Consider the following 26,765-nt stretch of genomic DNA (forward strand, 5'->3'; position numbering starts at 1 on the left):
AAGAACATAACATTTGATGGATTTAATATTTACGCATGTAAGTTTGTGCGCTAACGCTCGTAAGGAGGATCGAGACAATGGGGAATTTGCTGAAGATATTGCTATCGTCTGCCGCTGGGTGCGTGCTCGCCGCGGGTCTTGCTCAAGCTGAAGAGTTGACAATCGCGACCGTCAACAACGGCGATATGATCATCATGCAGAAGTTGTCGCCGGAATGGGAAAAGGAAACCGGCAACAAGCTGAACTGGGTCATCTTGGAAGAAAACGTGCTTCGCCAGAAGCTGACGACGGATATCGCAACAAGGGGTGGCCAGTACGATATTATGACGATCGGCGGCTATGAGGCACCGATCTGGGGCAAGAAGGGCTGGCTTCAGCCGATCGACGACCTTGGCGACGACTACGACTACGGCGATTTGCTCGCGCCCATCAAATCCGGTCTGACCGTTGACGGTAAGCTCTACGCGATACCGTTCTACACCGAAAGCTCGTTTACCCTGTACCGCAAGGATCTGTTCGACGCTGCGGGGCTCAAGATGCCCGATCAGCCAACCTACGATCAGATCAAGGAATTCGCAGACAAGCTCACCGACAAGTCCAAGGAGCAGTACGGTCTTTGCCTGCGCGGCAAGCCGGGTTGGGGCGAAAACATGGCTTTCCTCGGAACCATGATCAATACCTATGGCGGCCGTTGGTTCAACATGGACTGGAAGCCCCAGATCAATTCCGAACCATGGAAGAAAGCCATCACCGACTACGTCGACCTCATGAAGAAGGACGGTCCTCCCGGCGTGACCTCGAACGGCTTCAACGAGAACCAGGCGCTGTTCTCGACTGGTCATTGCGCGATGTGGATCGACGCCACCTCGGCAGCCGGCCGTGTTTACGACCCCAAGCAAAGCCAAGTCGCGGACAAGATTGCCTTCACGCGCGCTCCGGTGAACGTGACGCCGAATGGATCAAGCTGGTCGTGGTCGTGGAACCTCGCAATCCCGACATCGTCCACGAAGGAAGAAGCAGCGAAATCCTTCATCAAGTGGGCCACGTCCAAACAGTACGTGAAGATGGTGGGCGAGAAGGAGGGCTGGGTTGCGGTTCCGCCCGGCACCCGCAAATCGACCTATGAACTGCCCGAATATCAGAAGGCTGCGCCTTTTGCTGCCACCGTGGAGAAGGCCATTCTTTCGGCCGATCCAGCGCACCCGACCAAGGATCCGGTTCCCTACACCGGCGTCCAGTTCGTCGCGATCCCTGAATTCCAGGGCATCGGCACGCTCGTCGGTCAGCAGATCGCCTCGGCTCTCGCGGGTCAGCAAACTGTCGATGCCGCCCTCGACAATGCCCAGAAGCAGGTCGAGCGCGAGATGAAAAAGGCCGGCTACGTCAAGTGAGACAGCGGCTTCGCCCGCGGTGTCGCAACTGCGGGCTCCTCCCGGAGGGTTCCGGCTGCGTCAGCCGCCGGAACTCCGGTTTTCTCTTCTCTCCAATCGCTCCGTTGATCGCTGCCGGCCGGTGGCCGACGCATTGCGAAGAGAGCGGTGCCAACTGGAATACAACACTATCCATGCGTCCCACTAGGACGCTCACTTAGGGAGAAGAACCATGAAACTGAAAGACAAAATTGCGCTCATCACGGGCGGTGCGCGCGGAATCGGCCTCGGCTTTGCCGAGGCCTTCGTCAAGGAAGGCGCAAAGGTGGTGATTGCCGATATCAACATCGACCGCGCGAGGCAGGCCGCCCATGAGCTGGGGCCTAACGTCTCCGCCATGAAGCTTGACGTGACCGATCTCGCCGCCATCGACGCGGTCGTGAGCGAGATCGATCAGAAGTATGGCGGCATCGACATCCTGGTGAACAACGCCGCGATCTTCGATATGGCTCCCATCAACGAAATCAGCGAAGCCAGCTACGAAAAGGTCTTCGCGATCAATCTAAAGGGCCCGCTCTTCATAATGAAGGCCGTTTCGAATGTCATGATCGCGCGCGCTCGGGGAGGAAAGATCATCAACATGGCGAGCCAGGCGGGCCGTAGAGGCGAGGCGCTCGTGCTGCTCTATTGCGCCTCGAAGGCCGCAATCATCTCAGCGACACAGTCCGCGGCATTGGGCCTGGTCAAGTATGGCATCAATGTCAACGCAATCGCTCCCGGAGTGGTGGATGGCGAGCATTGGGATATCGTCGATGCTCACTTTGCCAAATGGGAAGGATTGAAGCCGGGCGAGAAGAAGGCCGCCGTCGCGAAGTCCGTGCCGATCGGCAGGTTCGCAACTCCGGACGACCTCAAGGGGCTTGCGGTCTTCCTGGCATCGTCTGACAGCGACTACATCCTCGCGCAGACTTACAACGTCGACGGCGGCAACTGGATGAGCTGAGAGAACGACGATGAAGACCATATCTTTTTAGAGAAAGGACCGCGGCACTTGCGAACGCGCCGCTTCCCTCACTCACCACGGGCACGCACCGGTGCGCGTCAGGGCGGCGGGGCGCGGCTGATATCGCATCGCCTTCCGTCATCGGAGATGCTGCCTGTGTGGCGGATTGATCTTCGGTTTCTCCCGATCGGGGAACACTCTTTTCCATCAGAAGAGAGTCGGATAGACACTCTATGGTAACGTCAGGAGACATGGGTCGTGCCGAAACCGATCAAAACGATGGAGGACTTTTCAGAGTTTGTCGGTCTATCCCGTCCTACGGTATCCAAGTATTTCAACGATCCGAGCTCCGTTCGAAAGAAGACGCGGGAAACCATTGAGGTCGCACTGAAAAAGTCCGGCTTCCGGCCGAACCTTTTCGCGGTCAATCTCAATCGCCGACGCACGAATATCGTCGGCATCATCATTCCGAGCTCGATCGACCCTTTTTACATGGCTCTGACGCGCCGGATTGAGGCGCTGGCGACGGAAGCGGGCTTTTTCCCGCTTGTCTTGTCGACGGATGGTCAGTCCGATCTTGAGGATAGGGCGATCCGCACCCTCAAATCGTTGAATGTGGCCGGAGCGATTATTGCGCCGCTTGGCGTGGAGTCTCACCAGCGAACTCTGGCCGAGTATGGGCGGAGTGTTCCTCTTGTTTACGTCGACTCGCCGTTGGATGACACATCCGCATTCGTCGGAACTGACAATGAGCAGAGCTTCCGGCTTATAGTCGACTACCTGTGTCGTTCCGGAGAGCCCCCAAGCTATCTTGGCATGCCGGACGTCAATACCAATGCGAGGACACGCGAGAACGCGTACCTCGATGCAATGGCTCAGTTTGGAATGACTCCGCACGTGCTGCCGGTGCCGAAGGTCCGCACCTGGGACTTCGAGCGGTTTGGCTTCGAGGAAACCATGCGCCTTGCAGGGGGTCCAAACGGCCTGCCCACCAAGACCATCCTCTGCGCCAACGATCGTATTGCATTCGGTGCCATCGCGGCTGCCTACAAATTGGGGCTGAAGGTCGGGCATGGGAGCAACGCGAACATCAGAATAGCCGGTCACGACGATCATCCGTTATCGCGATACGCCTGTCCGCCGATAACGACGGTCGCCCAAAATGTCAGCGAGATCGGCGAACGCGCCGTGAATATGCTTCTTGCCATGCTTGGCGAGGCCGATTCCGAGAGGGAAAACTTCAGCCCCACGGGCCGCTTCTTGTTGTCTGGCGATCTGATGCTTCGGGAATCCGCGTGACGGAGGTAAAGTTCGATAGACGTTGGTCGTCAGCGACCGATCAAATAGATGTTACGTCTCGGCATGTGAAACAGCGCATTTGGGGGTCCGCACCGGTGATTTGATCCAGATTTGCGATGTATTTGCGCCCAGCCTACATCGGATCAAGCGATCCAGACTTCCTATAGGTCTCCATTTCACGGCAACTTTTAAGTGCTGTGCCGGGCTAGTCATACCAGCGACATGTCGGCGTGATCCAAAGCTACGCGAAGATGCCCTTCGCCAAAGCGACACTGGAGAACCCGATGAACGACGCGACCCAGCCGAAAGCCCTTGCCAACCGAACCGCCGTCGTCACCGGCTCCACGAGCGGCATCGGGCTTGCCATTGCCCGACGCTTTGCCGCCGCGGGCGCGAATATCGTCATCAACGGCTTGGGCGATGCCAGCGCCATCGAGGCAGAGCGCGCTGGGATCGAAAGGGATTTCGATGTTCGTTGCCTCTATTCGCCGGCAAACATGCTCTCCGGCGCCGAAATCGGTGAGATGATCAAGCTGGCGCTCGACAGTTTCGGTAGCTGCGACATTCTCGTCAACAATGCTGGCATCCAGCACGTCGCGCCGATCGACGAGTTTCCGGATGAGAAATGGCAGGCAATCATCGAGATCAATCTGATCGCCGCCTTCCACTCCATCAAGGCGGCGCTGCCTGGCATGAAACAGCGTGGCTTCGGCCGCATCATCAACATCGCCTCCGCCCATGCTCTCGTGGCATCTCCCTACAAGTCCGCCTATGTGGCGGCCAAGCACGGCATTGCCGGCCTCACCAAGACCGTCGCGCTTGAAGCCGCCACAAACGGCGTCACGGTTAACGCAATTTGCCCCGGCTATGTCTGGACGCCGCTGGTCGAAAGGCAGATTCCCGACACAATGGCGGCGCGCGGCCTCACCAAGGAGCAGGTCATCCACGATGTGCTCCTCGAGGCACAGCCGACCAAGCAATTCGTCACGGTCGATCAGGTCGCTGGCCTGGCCCTTTTCCTTGCCAGCGAGGAAGCCGCCTCCATGACCGGCACGATCCTTCCCATCGACGGCGGCTGGACTGCGCACTGACCGCCGATCCGTCCAATTTTCTTGCGATGAGGAACGACCGACATGAAAGCCGCCGACGTACGCAACGCCTATGCCATGCCGCTGACGAACCCTGCCTACCCGCGAGGTCCCTATCGCTTCATCGACCGGGAATACGTCATCATCAGTTATCGCACGGATCCCGACGCGCTTAGGGCCATCGTGCCGCAGCCGCTGGAGATCGTCGATCCCATCGTGAAATACGAGTTCATCAAAATGCCAGATTCCACCGGCTTCGGCGACTACACGGAGTCCGGACAGGTGATCCCTGTCCGCTTCCGGGGCGAAGAGGGCGTTTATGTGCACGCCATGTATCTCGACGACGATGCGCCGATCGCCGGCGGGCGGGAAATCTGGGGCTTTCCGAAAAAGCTCGCCTATCCCAAGCTCGTCCACGAGGGTGAGGTGATCGTCGGCACGCTGCACTACGGTTCCGTGCTCTGCGCTACCGCCAGCATGGGCTACAAACACCGCACGCTCAACGCTGCCGAGGTTGCCCATTCGCTTGCCAAGCCGAATTTCCTCGTCAAGATCATCCCGCATGTCGACGCGACGCCGCGCATCTGCGAGCTGGTGCGCTATCATCTCGAAGACATCACCGTGAAAGGCGCCTGGACGGGACCTGCCGACCTGCAGCTCTTCCGGCACGTCATCGCCGACGTCGACCGTCTGCCGGTCGTGAAGATTGTCTCGGCCACTCATTTTATCGCCGACCTGACGCTGGGTCTTGGCGAGGTCGTGCATGACTACATGCGCGAACCGGCCTGAGGAGCAGGATCATGGACGAACAGATCAAGCTCCAGCCCGAGCTTAAATCCGAAACGCCCGATATCGCCGATCTTCTTGCGGCCTATCAGTCCATCGGCCTCGTTTTTCAGGGTGGCGGCGCGCTTGGCGCCTACCAGGCCGGTGTCTTCCAGGCACTCCATGAAGCTGGCATCGAGGCCAATTGGCTTTCCGGCGTCTCGATCGGTGCGGTTAACGCCGCGATCATTGCCGGGAATACGCGTGGCAACCGGCTCGACCGGCTGCGTGATTTCTGGGAGACGATTTCTCACCGCAAGATCTGGCATTTCACGCCGGAAGGCGATGTCTTTCGCAAGATGCGCAATCAGACGAGTTCAATGCTGACGATGATGTCGGGCCTGCCCGGCTTCTTCTCGCCCCATCAGATCAATCCCTGGTTCCAGCCTCCGGGCGCCGTAGGCGCGACTAGCTTCTACAACACCTCGGAACTGAAGGAGACGCTCAACCGCCTGATCGACTGGAACGTTCTGAACGATCGCCGACAGAGGCTTAGTGTCGGTGCGGTTAATGTGCGCACCGGCAACTACCGCTATTTCGACAGCCATCTCGAGGTGCTCGGCGCCGAGCATGTCATGGCTTCCGGTGCGCTGCCGCCGGCCTTCCCCTCCGTTCGCATCGAGAACGAATATTATTGGGACGGCGGCATCGTCTCGAACACGCCTCTGCAGTATCTGCTGGAGCAGGAGGAGGTGCGCGACACACTGGTTTTCCAGGTCGACCTCTTCAGCGCACGCGGCATACTGCCCCGCGACATGGCGGATGTGCTCGCCCGGCATAAGGACATCATGTATTCCAGCCGAACACGCAATAATACGGATACGTTCCGCCGCATGCATAATCTGCGGCTGAAGCTGCGGCAAGCGCTGATGCGCGTGCCGCCGGAAGCGCTGACAGACGACGACCGGCGATTCCTGCTCGCCATGGAGGACGTGCCGCAGATCAACATCGTCCATCTCATCTATCAGCAGAAGATCTACGAAAGCGATGCCAAGGACTACGAATTCTCGGGCACCTCGATGCGCGAGCACTGGGATTCCGGCTATCAGGACACGCGCAAGACCCTGAAGCATCGCCGCTGGTTGGAAAAGCCGCCGGAATCGATCGGCATGACCGTGCACGACGTTCACCGGAACGATCCGAGCTGATCTCCCGAAAAGCATTGTCGTGCCCAATTATCTCCAGACAATCCGTAACGCTCTCAACAAAGAGCGTTACGCTGGGGGGCGCCACATGCGCTGATCGGGCGGACCTGTCCACAATCTAAAGAAACTGAACTCTCGCCGTGATTGCATCGGCTATTTCGCCGGGACTGAAGTCGCGCGCGTCTAGGTATCCATCAGTCCCTAAAACACCTTGAAAGTCGCCATGGTCCAGCAGAATATACATGATGCGATCTTGCTGCCGTTGCGCTGTGATTTGGCGGATGGTGCTCCATTCCATGCCGCACCATGTCTTGGACTGATGATCGGAGCCGACAAACATGACAATCAGCTTGGAGCGGTTCTGATAAATATCCTGCAGCAGGAGGTCGGCTGTTGGCCGCGCTAGTTGTCCTTGGTAATTATAATCGTAAAAATAGGAATGAGGGCCGATGTGCTTTTCAAGTTGAGCGGCAACTTTTGCAACAAAGCTTGCTGCTTCAGCAGGGAACGACAAACCAACGTCGAAGCGATGAGAGTTTATGTTCACCGCACGGCCCACGGGATTCGTCCAAGAGGGCAGTGTGAACCCCAAGAGCTGCAGTTCTTTGGGTAAGTTTACGTCCTTTACCGCCCAATGCGTGCGGTTCATTTCCCAATCGCCAAGACCGAGGACAAATTGCTTGTCCACCATATCGTGCCATGTGAGAAACTTTGGAAGGGGCTGAATCTCGTAGTCGACGTGAACACGCCTTTCGCGAATGGCGATATCTCGGATAACGCCGAATTGCGGGGAACGCTCGCGGAAGGTTTCGTGCGCAAATATGGTCGGCAACCGCATGAGTGGCAGTTGTGACGCCTCGGCCGTCACGTCAAATTTGTCGGCTATCGCCTGCTCTGTATATTCAAATATGCTGACGCAACGACTGAGATCGATGTCCAATGGCGTTCCATCCCACGGTGCCTCTCTGCCGGAGACGATCAGGTTATACATGCCGCCCTCCCATCATTTCACCGTGCATGGCACTGTTATGTCTCTAACAAATAAACCGTTGGTGCCAGAAAGTCACGAGCTGATGAACGCTGAGATTGAATGCGCAACGAAGCGCGCCTTGGTTGACGGTTTCCCCTTGTGATCGTGTGATTTTTCATTAACACCATGCGACGGATGATGATGGGCATCCGCTGATTTTAAGGGTTTGGAATGGCGACCATTCAAGCATTTGGCGGAGCTTCTGCGGACCGTTTACAGCAAGAAATGGTAAGGCTCGCCGCACTTGAAGAACTCGACCTGCTTGAGACACCTCGGGACGAAGGCTTCGAACGGCTCGTCCGACTGATCAAAGAAATCTTCGCCGTCGAGATTGGCATCGTCTCGTTAATCGATGCCCATCGCCAGTGGTATAAAGCCAGTTCGGGCATGGCCGTTGACGAAGTTCCACGGCAGGACACCTTTTGTCGGTTCGTTCTCGACCATGAAACGCCAATTATCGTTCAGGACGCCACCAAGGATCCGCGCTTCGCTCAAAATTCGGCTGTAACAGGCGAGGCTCACATCAGGTTCTATGCTGGTGTTCCATTGATAACACGGCAAGGGCATATCATCGGAACGGTTTGCGCCATCGACCGTAGCCCGAGGTCCTTCGACGAGCGGGATCTTTCGATCCTCGAACAATTGGCCGGAGCAGCGATGGATCGCATAGAACTCATTCAACACGCCGCCACCGATAGCCTCACGGGCGCTCTCACTCGACGAGCGTTTAACGAAGAGGCTGACCGCCTGATCACGCTTGCAACCCGGCATCGGCACGATCTCTCTTGTCTGGTTCTCGATATAGATCATTTCAAAAGGGTCAATGACACCTTCGGGCATGCCTGCGGTGACCAGGTGCTCCAGCGCGTTGCCTCTGCCTGTCAGGCCGAAATCAGACGCGGTGATCCGTTCGGCCGGCTTGGCGGTGAGGAGTTTGCCATACTGCTTCCTAACGTCGATAGCGACGCGGCATTGGCAGCCGCACAGCGGCTGAGAGCGGCGATATCCTCGCAGTCAATCGTGACGAACAATACGCCGATCAACGTCACGGCGAGCATTGGCGTCTCATCTCTTTCGGCGGCGGGCGAGAACATCGAGACGCTGCTGGCACAGGCCGATGCGGCAATGTACAAGGCCAAGCAGACGGGCCGTAATCGCTGCATTGCTTGGCCCACGTTGGAGGTCGATGGTTCGACGTCCCGGAGACGAGTGCTGAAAGCCGGATCAATCATCTTCGATAACAGACGCTCCATGATCGACTGCACCATCAAAACGCTTGGTGCGGAAGGCGCAGGCCTTACGGTCTCGAACTCCGTCGACATACCTGCGGAGTTCATCCTGATGATCAAGGAGGATGCATTCGAGACCAATTGCCGTGTCATCGCCCGCGACAGGCAACATCTTGAATTAAGCTTCAGCCGTATCGCCTAATCGGTGCCATGCGGCGTCCGCCGATCGCCGAATGCTTCGCGCCTTGGTGACAGGCTGCGGATTGCATATGGTTGGCGTGATCTTCTTACCAAGGCAGGATCAAGACGGCGGCATCGTGTTGCCGGCTTCGTTCGTTTGGTATGCTTTTCAAATCGAAGGGATCGATTGCGGCCGGACCAAGAAATTGCCGCTTCCCGTATCGCAATGAGCCGTGATCGCAAATCCCGTTGGTTTCAGCGGGTGGAGAGCGGCGGCGGCGGCGGTGGAGTGGTCGAGCCTGAGGCGAGTGAGCGCTGGACCATCACGCTGTCCGCCCAACGGCCATAACGATAGGCAACTCCCGGCAACAGGCCGACGCGAACGAAGCCGAAGCGTTCGTGCAGGGCGAGCGAAGCAGCGTTATCGGCGGCGATATAGCCGATCATCTGCCGGAAGCCGGCCGCTGCGCAGGCGTCGATCAGCCCGCGCATGAGCAGGCTCCCGATGCCCTGGCCGATATGGTCGTGATGCACATAGATCGAGTGCTTGACGGTGTAACGATAGGCCGGGCGTTTGCGAAACAGCACGACATAGGCATAGCCCACGACGTTTTCACCTTCGATCGCAACGACATGCGGGAAGCGGCGGTTCTTCAAATTCTTGCGCCGTTCCCGCAGATCGTCCGGTTGCGGCGTGTCGCTGTCGTCTACCCCAGCCTCGACGCCGCGGTGTATGTGGCGGCGATAGATTGCCAACATGGCATCGACGTCGGTTTCCCGGGAAGGGCGAATGACGATAGTTTTATCCCGCTTCATCACTGACCTGAATTTCCCAGCCTATTCCGCGACGACGTAAGTGTAGAGCCGAATGCGGCCGGATGAATCGATTTCGCGATAGAGGCCCTGAATCTCCACCTCAAAGCCGGGGAAGGTGTTGAAGCAGGTTTCGAACATCTTGAGATAGTCGATCATGGGGTTGGCCTGTTCCGTCAAGCGCTCGCCGGGCACGATGGTCGCGATACCCGGAGGATAGACGACGAACGGCGTTGTTGCGATGCGGCCGGAAATGGCGTCGATCGGCAGATACTCCACATCGTTGCGTACGAGGCAGCGCGCCGCATCATGAGGCGACATGGCCATCGGGGGCAGGTGGTCAGCGGAAAACTGCTTTGTCTGCAGCGCGCTGACGTCGGCTTGGCGGAAGAAATTGTGCATGTCGGTGCAGAGATCGCGCAGCCGCACTCCGGCATAGCGGCCTGGCCGGCGACGATAGAATTCCGGGATTGCCTCCTCCAGCAGCGCATTGTCGTCGTGGAGTTTTTTGAAGGCGACGAGGCCGCTGATCAAGGTGCCGGCTTTGCTGGCTTCCACGCCCGGAGTGAGGAGGAATAGCAGCGAATTGAGGTCGTTCTTTTCCGCAACGATGCGGTTTTCACGCAGATATTGCGCAACGACGGGCGCCGGTATGCCGTGCTCGGTGTATTTTCCGCTTTTCCGGTCGAAGCCGGGGGTGAGCAGCGTGAGCTTGTTCGGATCGGTCATGGCGAAGCCCGGCTCCATTGCGGAAAAGCCGTGCCATGCCGCGCCGGGCGTCAGATGCCAGAATGCGGGATTGGTGGCGAGCTGGTCGGTGGCGACGCTCTCCCACGGCACATCATGTACCGCGCCGGAGCTCGACACATCCGGGATCGCCACACGGTCCGGCACGAAGGGCTCGAAGAACCAGCGGCGCTCAGGGCGATGCTCCTTCTCCTCGAATTCGCGGCGTACCGCGCGGATTTTCTTGCGCAGCTCGATGCCAAGCCGGATTGTGTCGTCCCAGAGCACTTCGCCCGAGCGGCCCTTCATCATCTGTGCGCCCACATCCAGCGAGGCAAACAGCGGATAGAAAGGCGAGGTCGAGGCGTGCTGCATGAAGCTTTCGTTGAAGCGACGATGCTCAACACGGCGCTTCTGGCCGGTGATATGCCGGTCTTTCATGTGGATCTGCGAAGCCTGCGAGAAGCTTGCGAGCTGCTTGTGGGTGGATTGGGTGGCGATGATGCCCGGTGCGTCTGGGCCGAGATCGGAAAGACCCATGGCAAAACGCCCCGCATAGAGCGGATGGAACTTCATGAAGCCAGCCCACGCCTCGTCGAAGAGGATGTAGTCGCACAAATGCCCGATGCGCTTCAGGATCATCTCGGCATTGTGAATTGTGCCGTCATAGGTGCACTGCTCCACCACCGCGACGCGGAAGGGGCGGGGCTTTTTGTAGGCTTCAGGATCTTTCACCAGCGGATGGGTGCGGATGCGCTCTCGCAAGGCCTCCTCGTCCATGGTCGCGAAATCGATCGGACCGATCAGGCCATAGAGGTTGCGTATGGTCGGCAGGTAGACCGGAATGCCGCCGGAGATCATCAAGGCGCCGTGGTGGGCGGCCTTGTGATTGTTGCGGTCGAACAGCACGAGGTCGCCATCGGTGACGAGCGCGGAGAGTGCGACCTTGTTGGAAGTGGAGGTGCCGTTCAGGACGAAATAGGTCTTCTCGGCGCCAAAGATCTTGGCGGCTTCCTTCTGTGCGGCAAGCGCGGGCCCCTCGTGGGTCAAGAGGTCGCCGAGATCGAGCACGGAATTGTCGAGATCGTCGCGGAACACCGCTTCGCCGAGATGCTCCATGAAGACCCGGCCGATCGGGCTGCGGCTATAGAAGATGCCGCCATTGTGCCCGGGGCAGGTCCAGAGGTGGTTGCCTTCCTCGGCATAATCGACCAGCGCACCAAAGAACGGCGTCTTCAGCGTCTCGGCATATTGCTTCAGCCGGCTGATGAGGCTCTTGGCGATGAAGGCGGGCGTTTCTTCGGACAGGAAGACATAGCCGTCGATGAAATCGAGAACCTCGACCGGTACATCCTCGAAGCGCTTGCGCCGGATCAGCAGGATGATCGGGAATTCGAGGCCGCGCCGACGCATCAAGTTGATGAGAGACGCCGTCTTGCCCTCGAGCCCCTTCTTGCCCCAGTCGACCAGCATGCAGCCGATGGCGGCGTCCGTCTGGACCGCGATCTCCGCATCCTCGAGATTGCGCGCACGCACCACTTCAAAGCCGGAGCGTTCGATCTCCTCGATGATCTGGTTGTAGCGGGCGCCCTCCAGATCCTCGCTGTCAAAGGCTGGCGTTGCGAACAGAAAGTTGAAACGTCTGAAATAATCCATCTGGGTACCCGCTCTTGATTTGGCACGAGGTGTCGACGCATTTCATGACATGGATGTGACAAAGCATCGAATGCGCGAAACACCGCACAGAATGACGGCCTTTCGGATACCGGAACTTTCTTTCAGATCTCCAGCGGGCGCGGTGAAGGCTCTATGGCTGCGTCAAAGGACGCTTTCGGAAGAGGTTATTGCGTCATCCCGCATTGGCGGATCGATCGTCAGATGAATCATCGGCGTGAATTCGATCGCGGCCCCCAAGCTTTGCCATGTAAAGTGCTCGGTCCGCGCGGGCATAAAGACTGAGGGCTGTGTCGCCCGACTGGGCGCAGGCTAGACCCGCCGAAAATGTGTACTGAAAATCTGGATGCTCCGGCAGCGGCCTGGCTTTGCGAACGGAAACGAGCATCCGTTCGACGATCAAGCGTGCCTGGGCGACGGGAGTGGATGGAAGTGTGAGCACGAACTCTTCCCCGCCTATCCGTCCAAAGCAGTCGGTGCGCCGGACCAGGCTGTGAACCCGCTTTGCGAAGTCTCTGAGCACCAGGTCGCCGATCTGATGGCCAAATTGGTCATTGATGCTCTTGAAGCGGTCGATATCGAGGACGCAGAGGCAGCCAAGCAATGGCTCAGCATCTCCTCGTGGCTGCAACATGTCTTCGATGCGGGCGGTGACGAAGCGGCGATTGGCAATACCGGTCAGTTCATCGGTATAGGACGCCTTTATCGCCAGATCCCGGTCCTGCCGGACGGTGCGCGACTTTGCCTTCAAAGCCGTCACATCGCTGGCGACACAAAGCATCCAGCCATCTTTTTGAACCATCTCCGTCATCCACAGCCAGCGTCCGTCGACAAGATCGGTCTCAAAGGCTCTGAAGCCAGTCTTCCCGCGGCGAGACTGAGTGGAGATCAGCCATTCTTCAAAGTCCGCGGCGTGGATGACGGTCCCGCGTTTCGCATTGAAATTCCGCCGCATCAGATCTGGCCAGAACGGCGTTGCATCCGGCTCTATGAAAAAGGCCGTCCGAAATGCCTTATTTGCATAGCGCAATCGGTCGAACTCATCGTAGGCAGCTACGAGAACAGGAGTGGTCTCGAACAGTTCAAACAGTCGGCTGATGTCGTTATCCATTCGATCGATTTTGACAATCCTGATTGCACGTTCCGATGAAGCCGGACGTTGAAGGCCCCGCAGCGTCTGTTAGAAGTTTGTGGTGGAACGATGACCAGGTCAAGCTTGAGTGCGCCGGTAGACCTCTGTTTGCCCATGCATTCTTCGAATGGTTTTCGAAGCGACAGGCATAAAGCCGTCCAATTCCTAGGCCTAGACAACGCTCGCAGCGATATCGATCGGATCGCTTCGTCCGCTCCGTCTGATCGCCTGCGGCGGCTGTCCGATCTCCGCCAGAAACGCCCGGCTGAACTGGCGTGGACTGAGGCTTGCCACCTTTGCCAATGCGGTCACGGACAGTTCCGTCTGCAGGTTGCGCCGTGCATAGGTCAGCGCACGCTGAATGCGATCGGATCTTGGTGCGAGATCAAGAAGCTCGGAGAACTGCGACTGTTCCCCTAGTCGTCTGTGATAGACGACCAGCTTGCGTGCGACCGAGCGCGAAGGCCTCACACATGAGGTCTTCATCAATCAATCGCGATCACAATTGCGCCGAGGGTTCGCCAACCATCCAGCTGCGCTTCACCAGCTCCTTCCTTGCCGTCTGCATCGGCGATCTTGTCACCATCGAGCTTCAGCGCGCCTTTGCCGTAAGCTGCCGGACAACATCCAGGAGCATGTTCGCTCCGGCAATCAAGTCCGCATCGGGTGTGTTTTCCCTTGGATTGTGGCTGATGCCGCCGATGCTCGGAACGAAGATCATCGCGGCCGGCGCTATCCTCGCAATCATCTGCGCATCGTGCCCGGCACCGGATGTCATGCGTCGGCATGAGTGACCGCCGCTTTTCGCAGCGCCTTCGATCATCTCGACGATATTGCGATCGAACTGCACCGGCTCGAAACGGGCGAGGCGTTCGACCTTGATCGAGACGCCTTCCTGCTGCTCAAGCTCTTCCAGAAAGGACGCCAGCGCGGCCTCTTCTTGCCGCAGCCGGCTTTCGTCCGGATCGCGCAGATCGACGGTGAACGCAGCGCGTGACGGAATGACGTTGATGGCGTTCGGCTGAAACTCCATACACCCGACCGTGGCGACTGTCGGCGTGTTGGAATTCTTCGCCCGGTCCCGAAGGAAGATAATCACCCGTGCGGCAACATAGCCTGCGTCGCGTCGCATCGAAATCGGCGTCGTTCCGGCGTGGTTCGCATCGCCCTCGATCGTCACCCTCTGCCAGGATATGCCCTGCAGATTTTCGACGGCACCGATCTGGACGCCTTCGCGTTCGAGCACCGGCCCCTGCTCTATGTGCAGCTCGATATAGGCGTGTGGACGCATGAAGCCCGGTTCATGCTTTCCATCATAGCCGATGCGTTGCAGTTCGCTGCCAAGGGCGCTGCCGTCAGTGCCGACCGTCGCCAGCGCGATCTCGACATCGAGCCCGCCCGCATAGACGAGCGATCCCATCATATCCGGAGCGTAACGGACGCCTTCCTCGTTGGTGAATGCCGCCACCACAATTGGCCGCGACGGCTCGAATCCAGCTTCCAGAAGTGTCTCTATCACCTCAAGTCCCGACAGCACGCCGTAGCATCCGTCATAAATGCCCGCGTTGATGACGGTGTCGATGTGAGAGCCGAGCATGAGCGGAGCCTCATCGGCAACGCCGATGGGCTTCCATATCCCGAAAATATTGCCGATCCGGTCGACGGCAAGTTCCAGCCCTGCTTGCTCGATCCACGAGACGAACTTGTCGCGACCCAGCTTTTCGGAGTCCGTCGCGGCGAGACGGACGAGTTGACCACCGCCATCGCGGCCGATGTTGCCGAGTTCTGTCAGACGGCCAAGCAGCCGTTCGGGATTGATGGAGTTGTTGCTCATCCCGCGATCCTTTCTGCATTCCTCGACAGCACTTTCGACGGAGTTGCTCCGACGAACTTTTGATAAAGGTTCGGATCGGTCGCGCCTTCGGTGTTGATCAGGAATACGCGCGACTTCGCGCCGAGACCGATCTTGTTGCCCAGCGCCTTGTCCGCGGCCAAATTCAGAAGGGCGGCAAGCCCTACGCCGCCGCTTTCGCCCGCAACCATTGCAGGGTCGAAACCTTTGGGATTGGCAAGGAGCTTCATGGCCGCGATAGCTTCGGAATCTTCGACGGTCATGAACGCGTCGGCGGCACGCGAAAGGATACGCCAGGCGACCAAGGATGGCTCATAGCACTCGAGCATCGCCATCACCGTAGCTTCGCCATGCTCGACCCTCACCGGATGGCCGGCGCGGGCCGTCTCGAAAAGGCAGGCTGCGCGAGCCGGATCGACGACGATGAAAGAGGGGCGAGCGTCCCCGAAGAGGACGGAGAAATGGCCGGCCACGGTCGCGGCGATACCTCCGACGCCGGCCTGAACGAACACATGGGTCGGTGTCTCCGGCATTTGCCGAAGCGCTTCGCTGAGGAGGGCGGTGTATCCCTGCATGACAAGGCCGGGGATGCGCTCGTAGCCCGGCCAGGACGTGTCTGAGACGGTGATCCAGCCCTTCTCTTCGGCGATGCGCGTGGCCTCGCGAACCGAGTCGTCGTAGTTGCCATCCACGCGGACCATGTCGGCCCCGTAGCGCGCGATCGCGGCGACACGTTGCTCGCTGACACCCGAATGAACGAAGATCGAGCATTTCGCACCGACAAGCTGCGCACCCATGGCCACCGAGCGGCCGTGGTTGCCGTCGGTTGCGCAAGCGAATGTCATCCTGGCGGCCACGGCCTTCACGTCGTCGTTCTGTAGTTCGCAGATGTCCACTTCTCGGCCAAGCTCTTTCGAGGCTTCCTCAAGAACAAGCCGGATTACGGCATAGGAGCCGCCAAGCGCCTTGAAGCTTCCAAGGCCGAGCCGGTGACCTTCGTCCTTGATGAAAATCGATCCAACGCCGATCTCGCGGGCGAGTGCCGGCAAAGACATGAGGGGAGTGACCTTGTGGTCCTCGCGATGCCGCAGGAAGCGTTCGACCTCTTTTGCTGCCGCGACGCTCAGAATTTCGGCATCTCCGGTCTCCAAGGGCATGTGATGATCGGCTTGATCGTTCAGGATGAACATTGTCGGCACGTCCTCTTTGAATTGATGGTGAATGACAATTACTTCATCTCGAATGAGAAAGGCGCTCCATTTTGATGCTACGTATGCAACATTCGCTCGCTATGGAGGTGAAAAATGAATTTGATTCGCCCTGAGATGAAATCTCGATAATCGGCCAAGGAATGAAACATGCCGAAAAAGATGCCTGCCGAAACGGTCGAGCTCGATCGCTTCGATCTTGCGATCCTCGACGTTCTGCAGCGCGACAACAAGACGCCGCAGCGGTCGATTGCGGAGGTGATCGGTCTTTCCGCCCCGGCGGTCCAGCGGCGCGTGAAACGGATGGAGGAGACCGGGACGATCATGGCCAATGTCGCGGTCGTGAACCCTTTACACGTTCGCCAGGAAATTACGGTGTTCGTCGAAGTGGAGATGAATAACGAATATCAGGACATGCATGATCAGGCCAAGAAGGCCTTCAGCGAAGCGCCCGAGGTGCAGCAGTGCTACTACGTCACCGGGGAGGTGGACTTCATTCTCTTGGTCGTCGTCCGGACGATGGCGGACTACGAGGCCATGACCAGACGTCTGTTCTTCGCCAACAATAACGTGAAACGCTTCCGCAGCTTCGTCACGATGGACAGGGTGAAGGTGGGCCTGAACGTTCCTCTGGATATTCGCCGAGACCGCACGTAAAGGCGGGCCCGCATTCGGTGGCTGCCTCCTGGAAAACTGGTCAAGAAGGAAGACGGTGGATGCGCCTTTGGAAAGTCGACGATATAGTTGCGAACCAAGAGACGCTGGCGCGATGGGGCGTGGTGGTTGCTGCTCCGCTCATCCGCCCGCTGCTCAAATCGCCTTGCCCGATAAACGCCGATATGTCGGCGCGATTCTGAACAGATGAGGAAGAGATCATGAGCAATCATTTGTTCGAAGCCATCCGGAATGCTGCGCGCGGCGACTCGGTTTTCATGGAGTTGGCCGATGGACGGACATGGACCTATCGACAGGTCCTGTCCTTTTCTGCTCGCCTGGCGCATGCGATCTCGTCGCTCGGCGTGCAGGCAGGAGACAGGGTCGCCGTACAGGTCGAAAAAAGTGCCGAAGCCCTGATCCTTTACCTCGCCTGCATTCGGTGCGGGGCCATCTACCTTCCGCTAAATACCGCCTATACGCTGGCAGAACTGGAATACTTTGTCGGCGACGCCGAACCTCGGCTCTTGATTGTCGCCCCTGCGGCGAAGGAGGCTGTTTCCTTAATAGCTGCGGCTTACGGCGCGGTCGTGGAAACTCTGGACGCCGACGGCGGCGGATCCCTGATCGACATCGCCAACGGCCGGCCGGACGATTTTGCCGAGGCCGATCGTGGCGCTGACGACCTGGCGGCAATCCTATATACATCCGGAACCACCGGTCGTTCGAAAGGCGCTATGCTCACGCATGGAAACCTGCTCTCCAATGCATCGACCTTGCGCGACTATTGGCACTTCACGTCGGCTGACCGGCTCATACACGCCTTGCCGATCTTCCATACCCATGGTCTTTTCGTCGCGACGAATGTAACGCTGCTGGCCGGCGCCTCGATGTTCCTGCTTCCGAAGTTCGATCCCGAGGAAGTCCTTTCGCTGATGTCGCGATCGACGGTGCTCATGGGGGTTCCGACCTTCTACACGCGGCTCCTGCAAAATCCGCGTCTCAATAAGGATGCAGCCGCAGACATGCGCCTTTTCATATCGGGCTCGGCCCCGCTGCTTGCCGAAACCCACGCGGATTTCCGCAGCCGCACCGGCCATGCGATCCTGGAGCGCTATGGAATGACGGAAACGAACATGAACACTTCCAATCCCTACGATGGCGAGCGTGTTGCTGGCACGGTCGGTTTCCCGTTGCCGGGCGTGACGGTTCGCGTGGTCGATACGGCGACCGGAAAGCCGTTGCCTGCCAATGAGACGGGCATGATCGAAATCAAGGGGCCGAACGTGTTCAAAGGCTACTGGCGCATGCCGGAAAAGACGGCCGCCGAGTTCACGCGGGATGGCTTCTTCATCACCGGGGACCTTGGAAAGATCGACGAGCGGGGCTACGTCCACATTGTCGGGCGCGGCAAGGATCTCGTGATCTCCGGCGGATACAACATCTATCCCAAGGAGGTCGAGGGGGAGATCGATCAGATCGAGGGCGTGCTCGAAAGCGCTGTCATCGGTGTCCCGCATCCGGACTTTGGCGAGGGCGTAACGGCTGTCGTCGTGCGCCGGCCTGGAGCATCGGTTGACGAAGCCGCAGTGCTGAAGGCCCTCGCCGAACGCCTCGCACGCTACAAGCAGCCGAAGCGGGTGATGTTCGTCGACGAACTCCCACGCAACACGATGGGAAAGGTCCAGAAAAATGTGCTGCGCGAGCAGTATGCCGGTCTGTTCGTGAGCGGTTGATGCCCAGAGCCCGAGCTTGGCAGGAGGGCTGACGAGCAAAATGCCGAGACAGCAGGTCGGTTAGCCGTCGCTATCGCTCAGCGACTGCCTTATTCGCTGAAGGGTTTGCGCTGCTTTGTTGCGGTGGAGGGCATTTCGCCGAAGGATCTGCGATAAAGCGCTGCGAAGCGCCCCATATGGGAGAAGCCCCAACTCTGTGCGATTTTTGCAATCGACAGAGATGTGGTGGGATCCATCAGCGCATTGCGAGCGCCCTCCAAGCGGATTGTCCGCAGATAATTGAGGGGCGTCGTGCCTTTGAATTGCTGAAAGGCAGCCTGCAGCGATCGAATGCTTGTGCCGGCCGCCTCGGCGATATCGGCGGTGTTCATCGGCAATGCGACATTAGCATGCATATATTCGATTGCTCTCTTCAAATGCTTAGGTATCGCCGGCGACGCTAATTTTGCCAGCCGGCCCGAATAGTTGTTCGGGACCGTTTCCAGCAACATGATCATCATTGCATTCAACAGATGTTCGATGAGCATCGATGGGGGATGGGCAAAAAGGCTTGTGTCCAGACAACTCCAAATGAGGGTTCCCAGCATCCTTATCCGGGCGCCTCTTGCGGTCGCCAGACTAATTTCACCTGTAAAACTGATATCGTTGACAACGGGGGCGTCCAGCAATGTGCTCAGTTGCCGGATCATCGCGGACTTTTCGCATGCTATGCCGATATGGCTGAGGTCTACATGGGGTGTCAGCGTCTCGAAGCTTGACATATCGCCCAATAGAACGCTCGTCGGCTTCGAAGTGTCCTGTCTCTCGCTGGTTCCTATTGCTCTCGTATCCGCAAATGGGATGTAGAGTACAAAGACATCCGGTCCGTCCGAAAGTTGCGCTCTTATTTCGGAATGACGTCTTCCGTTCCAGATTCTGTAGTGCCCCAGGTGGTAATGCCGCTCTTCGACAGAGATCCATGGGGCTTGGTGTGACGCTTCCATCTTCAATGGCGTCACGGCCCATGCAGCGAGCTTGGACCCTTTGTCGAATTTGATCTCGAAATCGGCATGATTTTCGTACCTCAGATTGCCTGCGGGATTGGAAATGGCCGTGACCTATCCATAGATAAAAGGATTGCGCGCCAGCGAATCCGGTTCCGCATATGTGGGATTGAGTGCCGTTTCGTACAGCAATCCGATATACGTACTGCGTATAGGCTATACGCTTAGCGCAAAATAATCTGCTCGCAGTTGCAGCATTTTCCTCTTGGCGGACTGGTGAAGCGGTACATCGCCCGATTGCGGACAGGAAAATCTCTATCAACGCGGTCTCGATAAAGGCGGCTACGACGCGGTTTTCGTGGAAGTGAAAGCAACCAACGGCGGCATGCAGGCCGTGTCCGAGCGCAATGCGGCGCGGCCCGGGTGAGACTTAACCGTCAACCCACGGAGGAAACTAAGCCGGCCGATTTTACGGGGAGCTTTGCGGCTTCGCCGGGAACAAGATTTGCCGCCCCGCAAAAACGGAACCGCTATGCCGCCGACCAGGCCCTTGATCTCCTTGGCCGCCTGCGCCGAGCGCTGGGCAAGTTGAAATCCTTTTGCTTTTGAGCGTCGGCAGCCTCCTCCTGCAGCCGTGCGCCTTGAATTGTTTGAAAGAGCCCGTAAGCCCTCACGCCTTCTGCACTGCTCGCCCGTCGGTGTTCATGGCATGGTCCGCCACGGCTTCGATGTCGTGCTTCAGCGACGTGCAAAGCGCTTCCAGGTAGTTCGTTGCGCTGATGAGAAGCTCACGTTTGTTCGTCAAAAGGAATTCAAGTTCTTCGGGCGTCGCCGGAATATCCAGGGTGGAGGCATCCGGTCGATTGCGCTTTGGGGATGGAAACGGAATAAGATTCTGCATGGCATTCCAGAAATGAAAACACAGAGGCTCCGCTATCGGGCTCTTTGGGGATTGGTAGAAAAAAGCCGACTCAAATCATTTGTGCGGCGTGGAAGGCTTTCGACCGCGTGACGCAGAACGTCGCGGCAATTGTGCCTGGGTCGATGAATTGACGCCAAGTGTTAACAAAAACTGGATTTTTGCAGGTTTGCCTTGAGCATCCCTGTTGCGAAGGAACTTTGCTGCTCATTCTGGATATTGTGATGCAAGCTGGATATGACGGCCTCAGCCAGCCGCCGCAAAGCTTCATCCACCACTGCGCCCTGATGGCCAATCACAGCTTGATGAAAATTCTAAGCCTTCAATGTTTGTGACGGCAGGTGTCCAAAACGCTTTTTGTATTCGGCTGCAAATCGGCCGAGATGCGTAAACCCCCATTTGGCAGCAACATCCGCGACGGTCCGCTTGGTATCGGCCACGAGCAAGTCGTGATGAACGGCGGCCATCCGCATTTCCTGCAGATAAGTCATGGGGCTGGTGTTCCTGAACTGCTTGAAACCCTGTTGCAAGGTTCGAACGCTAACATTGGCGGCGGTCGCGATGTCGTTAAGAGATATGGGCGCGGCAATATGCTCCTGCATGAAGTCGATTGCCCACTTTACGTGACGCGGGGCCGGAGCCGGCGCAGATTTTGCCAGTTCGGTGGAGTAGCGATGCTGACAGTTTTCAAGGATGAGATAAGTCACGGCGTCGGACAGAGAGGCCAGGGCCAGGGGCGATTGCCGCAGAGATCCGCTCTCGCGAAGACCATGATGAAGCTGCTCGACCAGATGCAACAATGCTCGCCCCGCATCCGAGGTCAAATCGAAATGGGGATGGATGTCGATCCTGCCGCGGACTGTCTTATCAAGCATATGGCTCAGGTGGCCGTTGATCTTCGCCTTATCGATGAATAAAGCCATATGACGCCGTGGGCCGAATAGGAGGCTGCCAGTAGAGGGCTCTCCTTCCAGAATGGCGCCATACCCGGGAGCCGATTCTATGGGCTTGCGCGGGTAATTGAAGACCGCATTCCCTTGCTTTGCCAGAAAGATGATCATCTTGTCGCTGGGCGCCTCCCGCTTGAGGGCGACTGTCCCTTCATAAGCGCAATCGGCAACGGTTACAGGTCCTGCGGATTGAAAGTTGCAGTGAAACGCTATCGGACTGTTGTCCAGCGCCGCAACCTTGATCGGCGATCTTGGCGTCGACAATATTTCCGAGAGTTCATCCGGATCAGTTCCGCTGTGCACGGTTTCCGTTCCAAACGAAATACCGCCACGATTGGCACCAACAGGAGAATTTACCGACATTCACGACCTCGAAAAGAATATGCCTTTGTCAACAAGGTACGTACCTCAAACTTCATCTTAAAGCCGTTTTCCGGATCGGAACCGGGTCGATCAAGCCTCATCGCTACCCCCAAATTGGGATGAGGGAATGAATGATTGGTTAAGGATCACGATAAGTATGATTAAATTTAATCAATACCATTGCCAAGTGCCAAGGGCGCTGATGGAGAATGTGCCTGCGGTCAGATGAGAGCCGTCGAGTTCAAAGGTTCTGCCAAAGTCGCGCAACCTGACGGTTGACCGCAGGTGCAATATTCTCTTTCCACGACGGTTATGTGTTAATTGTGGGCAGCCAGACTCGCGAATCGGTAGGCTTTTCAAAAAAGGGGATTGCGGTGGCCTCCGATGATCGCACGTGCGACCTCACGAGCTATGTCGACCTTTCGTCTGTTCCGGCTGTCCGCAGGCTGGGTAAAAACGCGCTATTCGAAAGCCTGCGAAAGGCCGTTCCGTTTGAATACCTGACTATAGCTGGGCTGGATCTGGAAGGCTACGAATTCGGCTGCAGCCAGTCGATCGATACCGATATGCCGCCGCTCTACACGGAAATCTACTTTGCCGAAAAGATGAGTCCCGAGGACCCATTGATTGTGGCTGGCAAGACAAAGAAGACGGTCTATACCGACGAAGAAGCCTTCGATCTGGCATCCCCATCGCAAAGGCTTCTTTATCTTTTGCGCGCCCACGGCGTGCGAAACAGGATCTTGTTCCCCTTGTGCAGGAACGAGGTCGTCTATGGTGCGGTTTGTTTCACAAATGAGCGGCTATTCACGCAGGGCGAGCGCGAGTTCTTATCAATGATGGTCGAACCGCTGCACAGCGCCGTCACCAAACCCATCATGGATAGATTTGCCGCCGATCATCTTCGTCTGACCAGGGGCGAACTGCTTTGCTTGAAACTCGCCAGCCGCGGTTTGACGAGCGAGGGAATCGCCGATCAATCCTGCTACACATTGGAAACGATCAACAGCTATCTCAAATCGGCGACCCGGAAGCTCGGCGCGTCCAATCGGGTCGAGGCAGTCGCGGAAGCGATAAGAAAACGCTTGATTGATTGATCGCCCGGCATGCGATTCGGACTATCCCGATTGCGTCTGTGTTGTCCGCACAACGCAGCATAGAGACGCATCGTTTTTATTTTTAAGAATTTGTTGACCGCCCGGCGGTCCTGTCAAACGCGCTATGATTGACTTTCGTCCCGATGCGGCGGGCTCAGCTTGCCGTAGCAAGGACCCGGTCGGGCAATTGCGTTCCTCGCGGTGCGCAGCCGCGGGATGATCCCGCTCAAATCTCTGAACTGTACGACGCGCGGAGTTATCCACCTCGGGGGCTCGTCCGGGAGGCCGACGTCTCCGTGAGCACAGATCGGACACATGCATTTGAGCGTTCGAAAGCGGGGCTAATCGATCTCCCGCCCCGACGCCTTTTAAGAGTAAGACGGTGAAGCGATCAATTAAAGTTGTCCTGGGTTATTTCTGTTCGCTTGGCGGCGATCGCAAAGGCAGCATCGCCATCATGACTGCCATTTGCCTGCCGGTCGTCCTCGGCTTCGCAGCACTTTCAATCGAATATGGTTACGGACTTTTGGTGCGTGACCAGAACCAGCGCACGGCGGATCTCGCTTCCTATGCCGGCGCACTTGCCTATAGCGATACGAATTCGGAAGATCAGATGAAGGACGCCGCCCTTCGGGTGGCGGAACTCAATGGCATCGACTCTGCAAACGTTACGGTATCGCTGACGAGTTCCCCTAAGGATGCGCGCGCTCAAGCCGTGCATGTCAACGTGACCACCACGGACACGCTTTTCCTGGCGCCTATTCTGGGTGTCAGTTCGAAACTCGACATCGCAACCGAAGCCTATTCTTCTCTGGGTACTGCCGAGAGTGGCTGCATCATCGCCCTGGACAAGTCTGCATCGGGCGTGGCCCTGTCGGGTGGGGTGCAGGTCAACGCAAGCAACTGCGATGTGGCGTCCAACAGCAATCTGGTTGCCCCCTGTGGCACGAAGATCACCGCAAAAAGTGCGACCTACGACGAGGGTTCTTCGCAGCCTTGTCCCTGGACGGCAAACATCGTTCAGCCGGACGGCAACTCGGCCCCGGTCACCAAGCAATACACCAGCGATCCTCTCGAGGGTAACGATGGGGTCAGCGAACTGACTGACCGTTTTGATACAATTCGCGGCGCTTCATGGCCTGGCAAGGCCACGGCAGGCAATGGCCAGGACATCGAGTTTGGCGGCAATTCCTCTCCGAGAGATACTGCGGCGGCGATCGAAGCCGTCGGGTGCACCTATGACCCGGCCAACTACAATCAATATTGGACGACGAAATGGGACATTAGCTGCTCCGGCTCGAAGATCAGCATCGGTTCGCTTCTCGTACACGGCAACCTGCAGGTCAATTTCAATACGTCCGGAAACAAGAACACGTCCTACAACTTCTCAGGCAGTGTCCAGAATGATTTCGGCACAAAGCTGATCTTTGGCAATGGCACCTTCAATGTTGCCAGGGGTGTCTATGGAGCAGACCTGACGTTCGGAGCCGGTACCTTCCATTTCGGCATGGGCGATCAGAATTGCGGAGACGCGCGTTACAGCCTCTGCAGCTCCGGGAAACTGACCATCGACGGGCCGAGCACCTTCATCTTGGACGCTGGCTTCTATACTGGCGACGGTGCCACCTTGAAGCTCGGTGCGGGTGCGACCAACAGCTATACGATTGGCAAGTCCAGCGGCAGCAACGGAATTGGATTGGGTGGCGGGTCTGTCACTTTCATGGCCGACGCCAACGCAGGAACAGGAAGCTTCCGTGTCAACGGCGGCATCAACGGCGGGGGAGGCGGCAGTTGCATCACCATTCCCGCCAGCGCCCAGCACGACATTTCCGGCAGCGTTAATTTGGCGGGCGGTGCCAAACTTGGCGCCGGTATTTACACGGTCGATGGCTATTTTTCCGTCAATACGGGCGGCGCTAGTTGCGGCAATTCTGTCGCTGTTTCCGGAACCGACATCACGATCGTCATTTCAGGCACAGCCACGCCTTCGGATTGGGAATGCAACGGAAAGGCATTCTGTCTGACCGGCGGCAATGCCGTCACTCTTACCGCACCTCAATCCGGCTCCAACGCAAACTTGGCGGTGATCGGCCCGCAATCGTCGAGCAACACCAAAGGCGCAGAGATCACCTCGGGCGGTGTCGGCAAGATTTCCGGCGCATTTTATTTTCCGAACGGAATGATCGACTTCGGCGGCGGTGGCTCGTTGGGCAATGTTCCAGGCGGCTGCCTTCAGTTGATCGGCGCCAGCATTTCATTGTCCGGCGGTTCCCAGGCCATGTCGGAATGCGCCTTGTCCTCGGGCAACGGGAAAGTGGCCCTGATCCAATGAGACGTGTTCGGTTCATCATGCAGAAACTCACCCTCCAGACAATTCGTCGGGCGAATGCCCTGAGGCAGGACAGAAATGGCAACGCGGCCATCGAGTTTGCGATCCTGGCTCCGATCTTTACGCTGATCCTGGCGGTGAGCTTCGACATAGGCGCGCTCATTTTCGCCCGCTTTCAGTTGGAAGCTGCGATCTCCAACAACGCGAGCTATGCCATAGTCCATTCCGACCAGATCGACGGCAAGAGCGACAATCAATTGGCCAAGAGTCTCGCCCTTATGATCGCGGGCCAATTCACCTCAGGTGACGCAAGTGCTTCGGTCGTCGTCAATGACGGCGCGCAGGCCAGCTACGACGGCGCAATTATCAAGATCGACGGCACGCCGGGCCCGACGGGTGCCTGCTATTGCCCGAAAGGGGTGGCGTCCTCTTTTGACTGGGGCTCTCAACAGACCTGCGGGTCCTCCTGTCCCGATGGCGCGGTTGCCGGCAAGTACGTCGTGATGACAGCGAAACAGGCATATGCTCCGATGTTTTCTGGCTATGGTCTCGCCGACGGCGATTATATCTATGCGAGCGCGGTGGTGCAGACGAAATGATCCGCGACCTGCGCAGACTTTGGCTCGCCCGCGCCGGCGCGAGCGCCGTGGAATTCGCTCTGGTAGCGCCGCTGTTCTTCCTGATGCTATTCGGCATTGTAGAGTTTGGCCGAATGTTCTGGACGAGCCACGCCCTTCATGAGACAGCGATCGCGACTGCCCGATGCATGGGCATCCCGCAGCTCGAATGCGAAGACGGAGGGGTCTACAACGCTTCCATGGCAATCGCCTTTGCGCAGACCAAAGCATCGGGCTGGCTCATAAATCTCGATGCTTCTTCGATCACGCTTGACAAGGATGCGAGCTGCTACGGTCTGGAAGGTTTTTCGCAGGTGAAAATAGCCTATCAGTTTGCGACCGTGCTCCCCAATCTTTTGTCTTCGATGGTTGGTGGAACCGATTTGACAGCGCAGGCATGTTACACGAACCATTGACCCTTACCGATAGCGGGTATCGCAAAGACGATGGCGCCGGGATTCCACAATTAAAACGATAAGCGTCAATCTAATGACACATTTTTCGGTTGTCGTATGTGCACCCTCAAACAACCGGGTGGCTACG

The 26,765-nt window shown here is 57.7% G+C and carries 22 protein-coding genes and 1 pseudogene; 13 read left to right on the forward strand and 10 right to left on the reverse strand.

The window, feature by feature from the left end; genetic code table 11:
* Nucleotides 1-77: 77 nt before the first annotated feature.
* The 6 genes from K290_RS0114470 (at nucleotide 78) to K290_RS0114495 (ending at nucleotide 6,733) form a co-directional block, all read left to right on the forward strand.
* Nucleotides 78-1,391: an ABC transporter substrate-binding protein gene (locus tag K290_RS0114470; protein ID WP_028752587.1), complete on the forward strand. Its 1,314-nt coding sequence runs from the start codon at nucleotides 78-80 to the stop codon at nucleotides 1,389-1,391.
* A 211-nt stretch (nucleotides 1,392-1,602) separates the two neighbouring features.
* Nucleotides 1,603-2,373, forward strand: a complete 771-nt coding sequence (locus K290_RS0114475; protein ID WP_028752588.1) for an L-iditol 2-dehydrogenase — start codon at nucleotides 1,603-1,605, stop codon at nucleotides 2,371-2,373.
* Between the two features lie 279 nt (nucleotides 2,374-2,652).
* Nucleotides 2,653-3,672 (forward strand): LacI family DNA-binding transcriptional regulator, encoded by a 1,020-nt coding sequence (locus tag K290_RS0114480; RefSeq protein ID WP_028752589.1) that lies wholly within the window; start codon nucleotides 2,653-2,655, stop codon nucleotides 3,670-3,672.
* A 284-nt stretch (nucleotides 3,673-3,956) separates the two neighbouring features.
* Nucleotides 3,957-4,763, forward strand: coding sequence for a 3-hydroxybutyrate dehydrogenase (locus K290_RS0114485; protein WP_028752590.1), 807 nt, complete (start codon nucleotides 3,957-3,959; stop codon nucleotides 4,761-4,763).
* A 42-nt stretch (nucleotides 4,764-4,805) separates the two neighbouring features.
* The gene (locus tag K290_RS0114490) at nucleotides 4,806-5,549 is read left to right on the forward strand and encodes an acetoacetate decarboxylase (protein WP_028752591.1); all 744 of its coding nucleotides are present in this window, start codon (nucleotides 4,806-4,808) and stop codon (nucleotides 5,547-5,549) included.
* 11 nt (nucleotides 5,550-5,560) lie between these two features.
* On the forward strand, nucleotides 5,561-6,733 hold the full coding sequence (locus K290_RS0114495) for a patatin-like phospholipase family protein (RefSeq protein ID WP_028752592.1): 1,173 nt from the start codon (nucleotides 5,561-5,563) through the stop codon (nucleotides 6,731-6,733).
* A 115-nt stretch (nucleotides 6,734-6,848) separates the two neighbouring features.
* On the opposite strand, the gene K290_RS0114500 is transcribed toward K290_RS0114495, so the two are convergent.
* A complete protein-coding gene (locus K290_RS0114500) occupies nucleotides 6,849-7,721 on the reverse strand; it encodes a TIR domain-containing protein (RefSeq protein WP_028752593.1) in 873 nt (290 codons plus the stop codon).
* Nucleotides 7,722-7,931: 210 nt separating this feature from the next.
* On the opposite strand from K290_RS0114500, the gene K290_RS0114505 reads away from it, so the two are divergent.
* Nucleotides 7,932-9,191 carry a sensor domain-containing diguanylate cyclase gene (locus K290_RS0114505; protein ID WP_028752594.1) on the forward strand — a complete coding sequence of 420 codons (1,260 nt, stop codon included), beginning with the start codon at nucleotides 7,932-7,934 and terminating at the stop codon, nucleotides 9,189-9,191.
* A gap of 233 nt (nucleotides 9,192-9,424) precedes the next feature.
* On the opposite strand, the gene K290_RS0114515 is transcribed toward K290_RS0114505, so the two are convergent.
* The 6 genes and pseudogenes from K290_RS0114515 to K290_RS0114540 all read right to left on the reverse strand — a co-directional run bounded on the left by K290_RS0114515 (nucleotide 9,425) and on the right by K290_RS0114540 (nucleotide 16,556).
* Entirely contained in the window at nucleotides 9,425-9,985 is a 561-nt protein-coding gene (locus tag K290_RS0114515; RefSeq protein WP_028752595.1) for a GNAT family N-acetyltransferase, read from the reverse strand.
* A gap of 21 nt (nucleotides 9,986-10,006) precedes the next feature.
* A complete protein-coding gene (locus K290_RS0114520) occupies nucleotides 10,007-12,364 on the reverse strand; it encodes an Orn/Lys/Arg family decarboxylase (RefSeq protein WP_028752596.1) in 2,358 nt (785 codons plus the stop codon).
* A gap of 193 nt (nucleotides 12,365-12,557) precedes the next feature.
* Nucleotides 12,558-13,493: a sensor domain-containing diguanylate cyclase gene (locus tag K290_RS0114525; protein ID WP_028752597.1), complete on the reverse strand. Its 936-nt coding sequence runs from the start codon at nucleotides 13,491-13,493 to the stop codon at nucleotides 12,558-12,560.
* Nucleotides 13,494-13,745: 252 nt separating this feature from the next.
* Nucleotides 13,746-13,976, reverse strand: a pseudogene (locus tag K290_RS35870) (GlxA family transcriptional regulator); the annotation flags it as partial.
* Nucleotides 13,977-14,106: 130 nt separating this feature from the next.
* On the reverse strand, nucleotides 14,107-15,348 hold the full coding sequence (locus K290_RS0114535) for a Zn-dependent hydrolase (RefSeq protein WP_028752599.1): 1,242 nt from the start codon (nucleotides 15,346-15,348) through the stop codon (nucleotides 14,107-14,109).
* Nucleotides 15,345-16,556, reverse strand: coding sequence for a diaminopropionate ammonia-lyase (locus tag K290_RS0114540; protein ID WP_028752600.1), 1,212 nt, complete (start codon nucleotides 16,554-16,556; stop codon nucleotides 15,345-15,347). Before K290_RS0114540 ends, K290_RS0114535 begins: the two co-directional genes overlap by 4 nt.
* Nucleotides 16,557-16,724: 168 nt before the next feature.
* On the opposite strand from K290_RS0114540, the gene K290_RS0114545 reads away from it, so the two are divergent.
* Together K290_RS0114545 and K290_RS0114555 are read left to right on the forward strand one after the other, a co-directional pair.
* Nucleotides 16,725-17,231 carry an Lrp/AsnC family transcriptional regulator gene (locus tag K290_RS0114545; protein ID WP_028752601.1) on the forward strand — a complete coding sequence of 169 codons (507 nt, stop codon included), beginning with the start codon at nucleotides 16,725-16,727 and terminating at the stop codon, nucleotides 17,229-17,231.
* Nucleotides 17,232-17,449: 218 nt separating this feature from the next.
* A complete protein-coding gene (locus K290_RS0114555) occupies nucleotides 17,450-18,964 on the forward strand; it encodes a malonate--CoA ligase (protein WP_028752602.1) in 1,515 nt (504 codons plus the stop codon).
* 89 nt (nucleotides 18,965-19,053) lie between these two features.
* Here the strand turns inward: K290_RS0114555 and K290_RS0114560 are convergent, their stop codons facing one another.
* The 3 genes from K290_RS0114560 to K290_RS0114570 form a co-directional block, all read right to left on the reverse strand.
* Entirely contained in the window at nucleotides 19,054-19,947 is an 894-nt protein-coding gene (locus K290_RS0114560) for an AraC family transcriptional regulator (RefSeq protein ID WP_154668612.1), read from the reverse strand.
* 670 nt (nucleotides 19,948-20,617) lie between these two features.
* Nucleotides 20,618-20,848 carry a hypothetical protein gene (locus K290_RS0114565; protein WP_028752604.1) on the reverse strand — a complete coding sequence of 77 codons (231 nt, stop codon included), beginning with the start codon at nucleotides 20,846-20,848 and terminating at the stop codon, nucleotides 20,618-20,620.
* Between the two features lie 332 nt (nucleotides 20,849-21,180).
* Complete coding sequence (locus tag K290_RS0114570; protein ID WP_028752605.1) at nucleotides 21,181-22,179, reverse strand: AraC family transcriptional regulator; 999 nt, start codon at nucleotides 22,177-22,179, stop codon at nucleotides 21,181-21,183.
* A gap of 275 nt (nucleotides 22,180-22,454) precedes the next feature.
* On the opposite strand from K290_RS0114570, the gene K290_RS0114575 reads away from it, so the two are divergent.
* From K290_RS0114575 to K290_RS0114590, 4 genes are all read left to right on the forward strand, one after another.
* The gene (locus tag K290_RS0114575; protein WP_210311508.1) at nucleotides 22,455-23,276 is read left to right on the forward strand and encodes a helix-turn-helix transcriptional regulator; all 822 of its coding nucleotides are present in this window, start codon (nucleotides 22,455-22,457) and stop codon (nucleotides 23,274-23,276) included.
* 382 nt (nucleotides 23,277-23,658) lie between these two features.
* A complete protein-coding gene (locus K290_RS0114580; RefSeq protein ID WP_245276543.1) occupies nucleotides 23,659-25,608 on the forward strand; it encodes a TadE/TadG family type IV pilus assembly protein in 1,950 nt (649 codons plus the stop codon).
* Nucleotides 25,563-26,204 carry a TadE/TadG family type IV pilus assembly protein gene (locus K290_RS0114585; protein ID WP_245276544.1) on the forward strand — a complete coding sequence of 214 codons (642 nt, stop codon included), beginning with the start codon at nucleotides 25,563-25,565 and terminating at the stop codon, nucleotides 26,202-26,204. Before K290_RS0114580 ends, K290_RS0114585 begins: the two co-directional genes overlap by 46 nt.
* A complete protein-coding gene (locus K290_RS0114590) occupies nucleotides 26,201-26,638 on the forward strand; it encodes a TadE/TadG family type IV pilus assembly protein (RefSeq protein WP_028752609.1) in 438 nt (145 codons plus the stop codon). The genes K290_RS0114585 and K290_RS0114590 overlap by 4 nt, the downstream gene beginning before the upstream one ends.
* Nucleotides 26,639-26,765 lie beyond the last annotated feature (127 nt).

Source organism: Rhizobium leucaenae USDA 9039 (assembly GCF_000426285.1).
In the GTDB taxonomy this organism is placed as follows: Bacteria; Pseudomonadota; Alphaproteobacteria; order Rhizobiales; family Rhizobiaceae; genus Rhizobium; species Rhizobium leucaenae.

Coding starts and splice junctions, on each gene's coding strand:
- K290_RS0114470 (WP_028752587.1), top strand. CDS start 78: ATGGGGAATTTGCTGAAGATATTGCTATCGTCTGCCGCTGGGTGCGTG.
- K290_RS0114475 (WP_028752588.1), top strand. CDS start 1,603: ATGAAACTGAAAGACAAAATTGCGCTCATCACGGGCGGTGCGCGCGGA.
- K290_RS0114480 (WP_028752589.1), top strand. CDS start 2,653: ATGGAGGACTTTTCAGAGTTTGTCGGTCTATCCCGTCCTACGGTATCC.
- K290_RS0114485 (WP_028752590.1), top strand. CDS start 3,957: ATGAACGACGCGACCCAGCCGAAAGCCCTTGCCAACCGAACCGCCGTC.
- K290_RS0114490 (WP_028752591.1), top strand. CDS start 4,806: ATGAAAGCCGCCGACGTACGCAACGCCTATGCCATGCCGCTGACGAAC.
- K290_RS0114495 (WP_028752592.1), top strand. CDS start 5,561: ATGGACGAACAGATCAAGCTCCAGCCCGAGCTTAAATCCGAAACGCCC.
- K290_RS0114500 (WP_028752593.1), bottom strand. CDS start 7,721: ATGTATAACCTGATCGTCTCCGGCAGAGAGGCACCGTGGGATGGAACG.
- K290_RS0114505 (WP_028752594.1), top strand. CDS start 7,932: ATGGCGACCATTCAAGCATTTGGCGGAGCTTCTGCGGACCGTTTACAG.
- K290_RS0114515 (WP_028752595.1), bottom strand. CDS start 9,985: ATGAAGCGGGATAAAACTATCGTCATTCGCCCTTCCCGGGAAACCGAC.
- K290_RS0114520 (WP_028752596.1), bottom strand. CDS start 12,364: ATGGATTATTTCAGACGTTTCAACTTTCTGTTCGCAACGCCAGCCTTT.
- K290_RS0114525 (WP_028752597.1), bottom strand. CDS start 13,493: ATGGATAACGACATCAGCCGACTGTTTGAACTGTTCGAGACCACTCCT.
- K290_RS0114535 (WP_028752599.1), bottom strand. CDS start 15,348: ATGAGCAACAACTCCATCAATCCCGAACGGCTGCTTGGCCGTCTGACA.
- K290_RS0114540 (WP_028752600.1), bottom strand. CDS start 16,556: ATGTTCATCCTGAACGATCAAGCCGATCATCACATGCCCTTGGAGACC.
- K290_RS0114545 (WP_028752601.1), top strand. CDS start 16,725: ATGCCGAAAAAGATGCCTGCCGAAACGGTCGAGCTCGATCGCTTCGAT.
- K290_RS0114555 (WP_028752602.1), top strand. CDS start 17,450: ATGAGCAATCATTTGTTCGAAGCCATCCGGAATGCTGCGCGCGGCGAC.
- K290_RS0114560 (WP_154668612.1), bottom strand. CDS start 19,947: ATGGAAGCGTCACACCAAGCCCCATGGATCTCTGTCGAAGAGCGGCAT.
- K290_RS0114565 (WP_028752604.1), bottom strand. CDS start 20,848: ATGCAGAATCTTATTCCGTTTCCATCCCCAAAGCGCAATCGACCGGAT.
- K290_RS0114570 (WP_028752605.1), bottom strand. CDS start 22,179: ATGTCGGTAAATTCTCCTGTTGGTGCCAATCGTGGCGGTATTTCGTTT.
- K290_RS0114585 (WP_245276544.1), top strand. CDS start 25,563: ATGCGCCTTGTCCTCGGGCAACGGGAAAGTGGCCCTGATCCAATGAGA.
- K290_RS0114590 (WP_028752609.1), top strand. CDS start 26,201: ATGATCCGCGACCTGCGCAGACTTTGGCTCGCCCGCGCCGGCGCGAGC.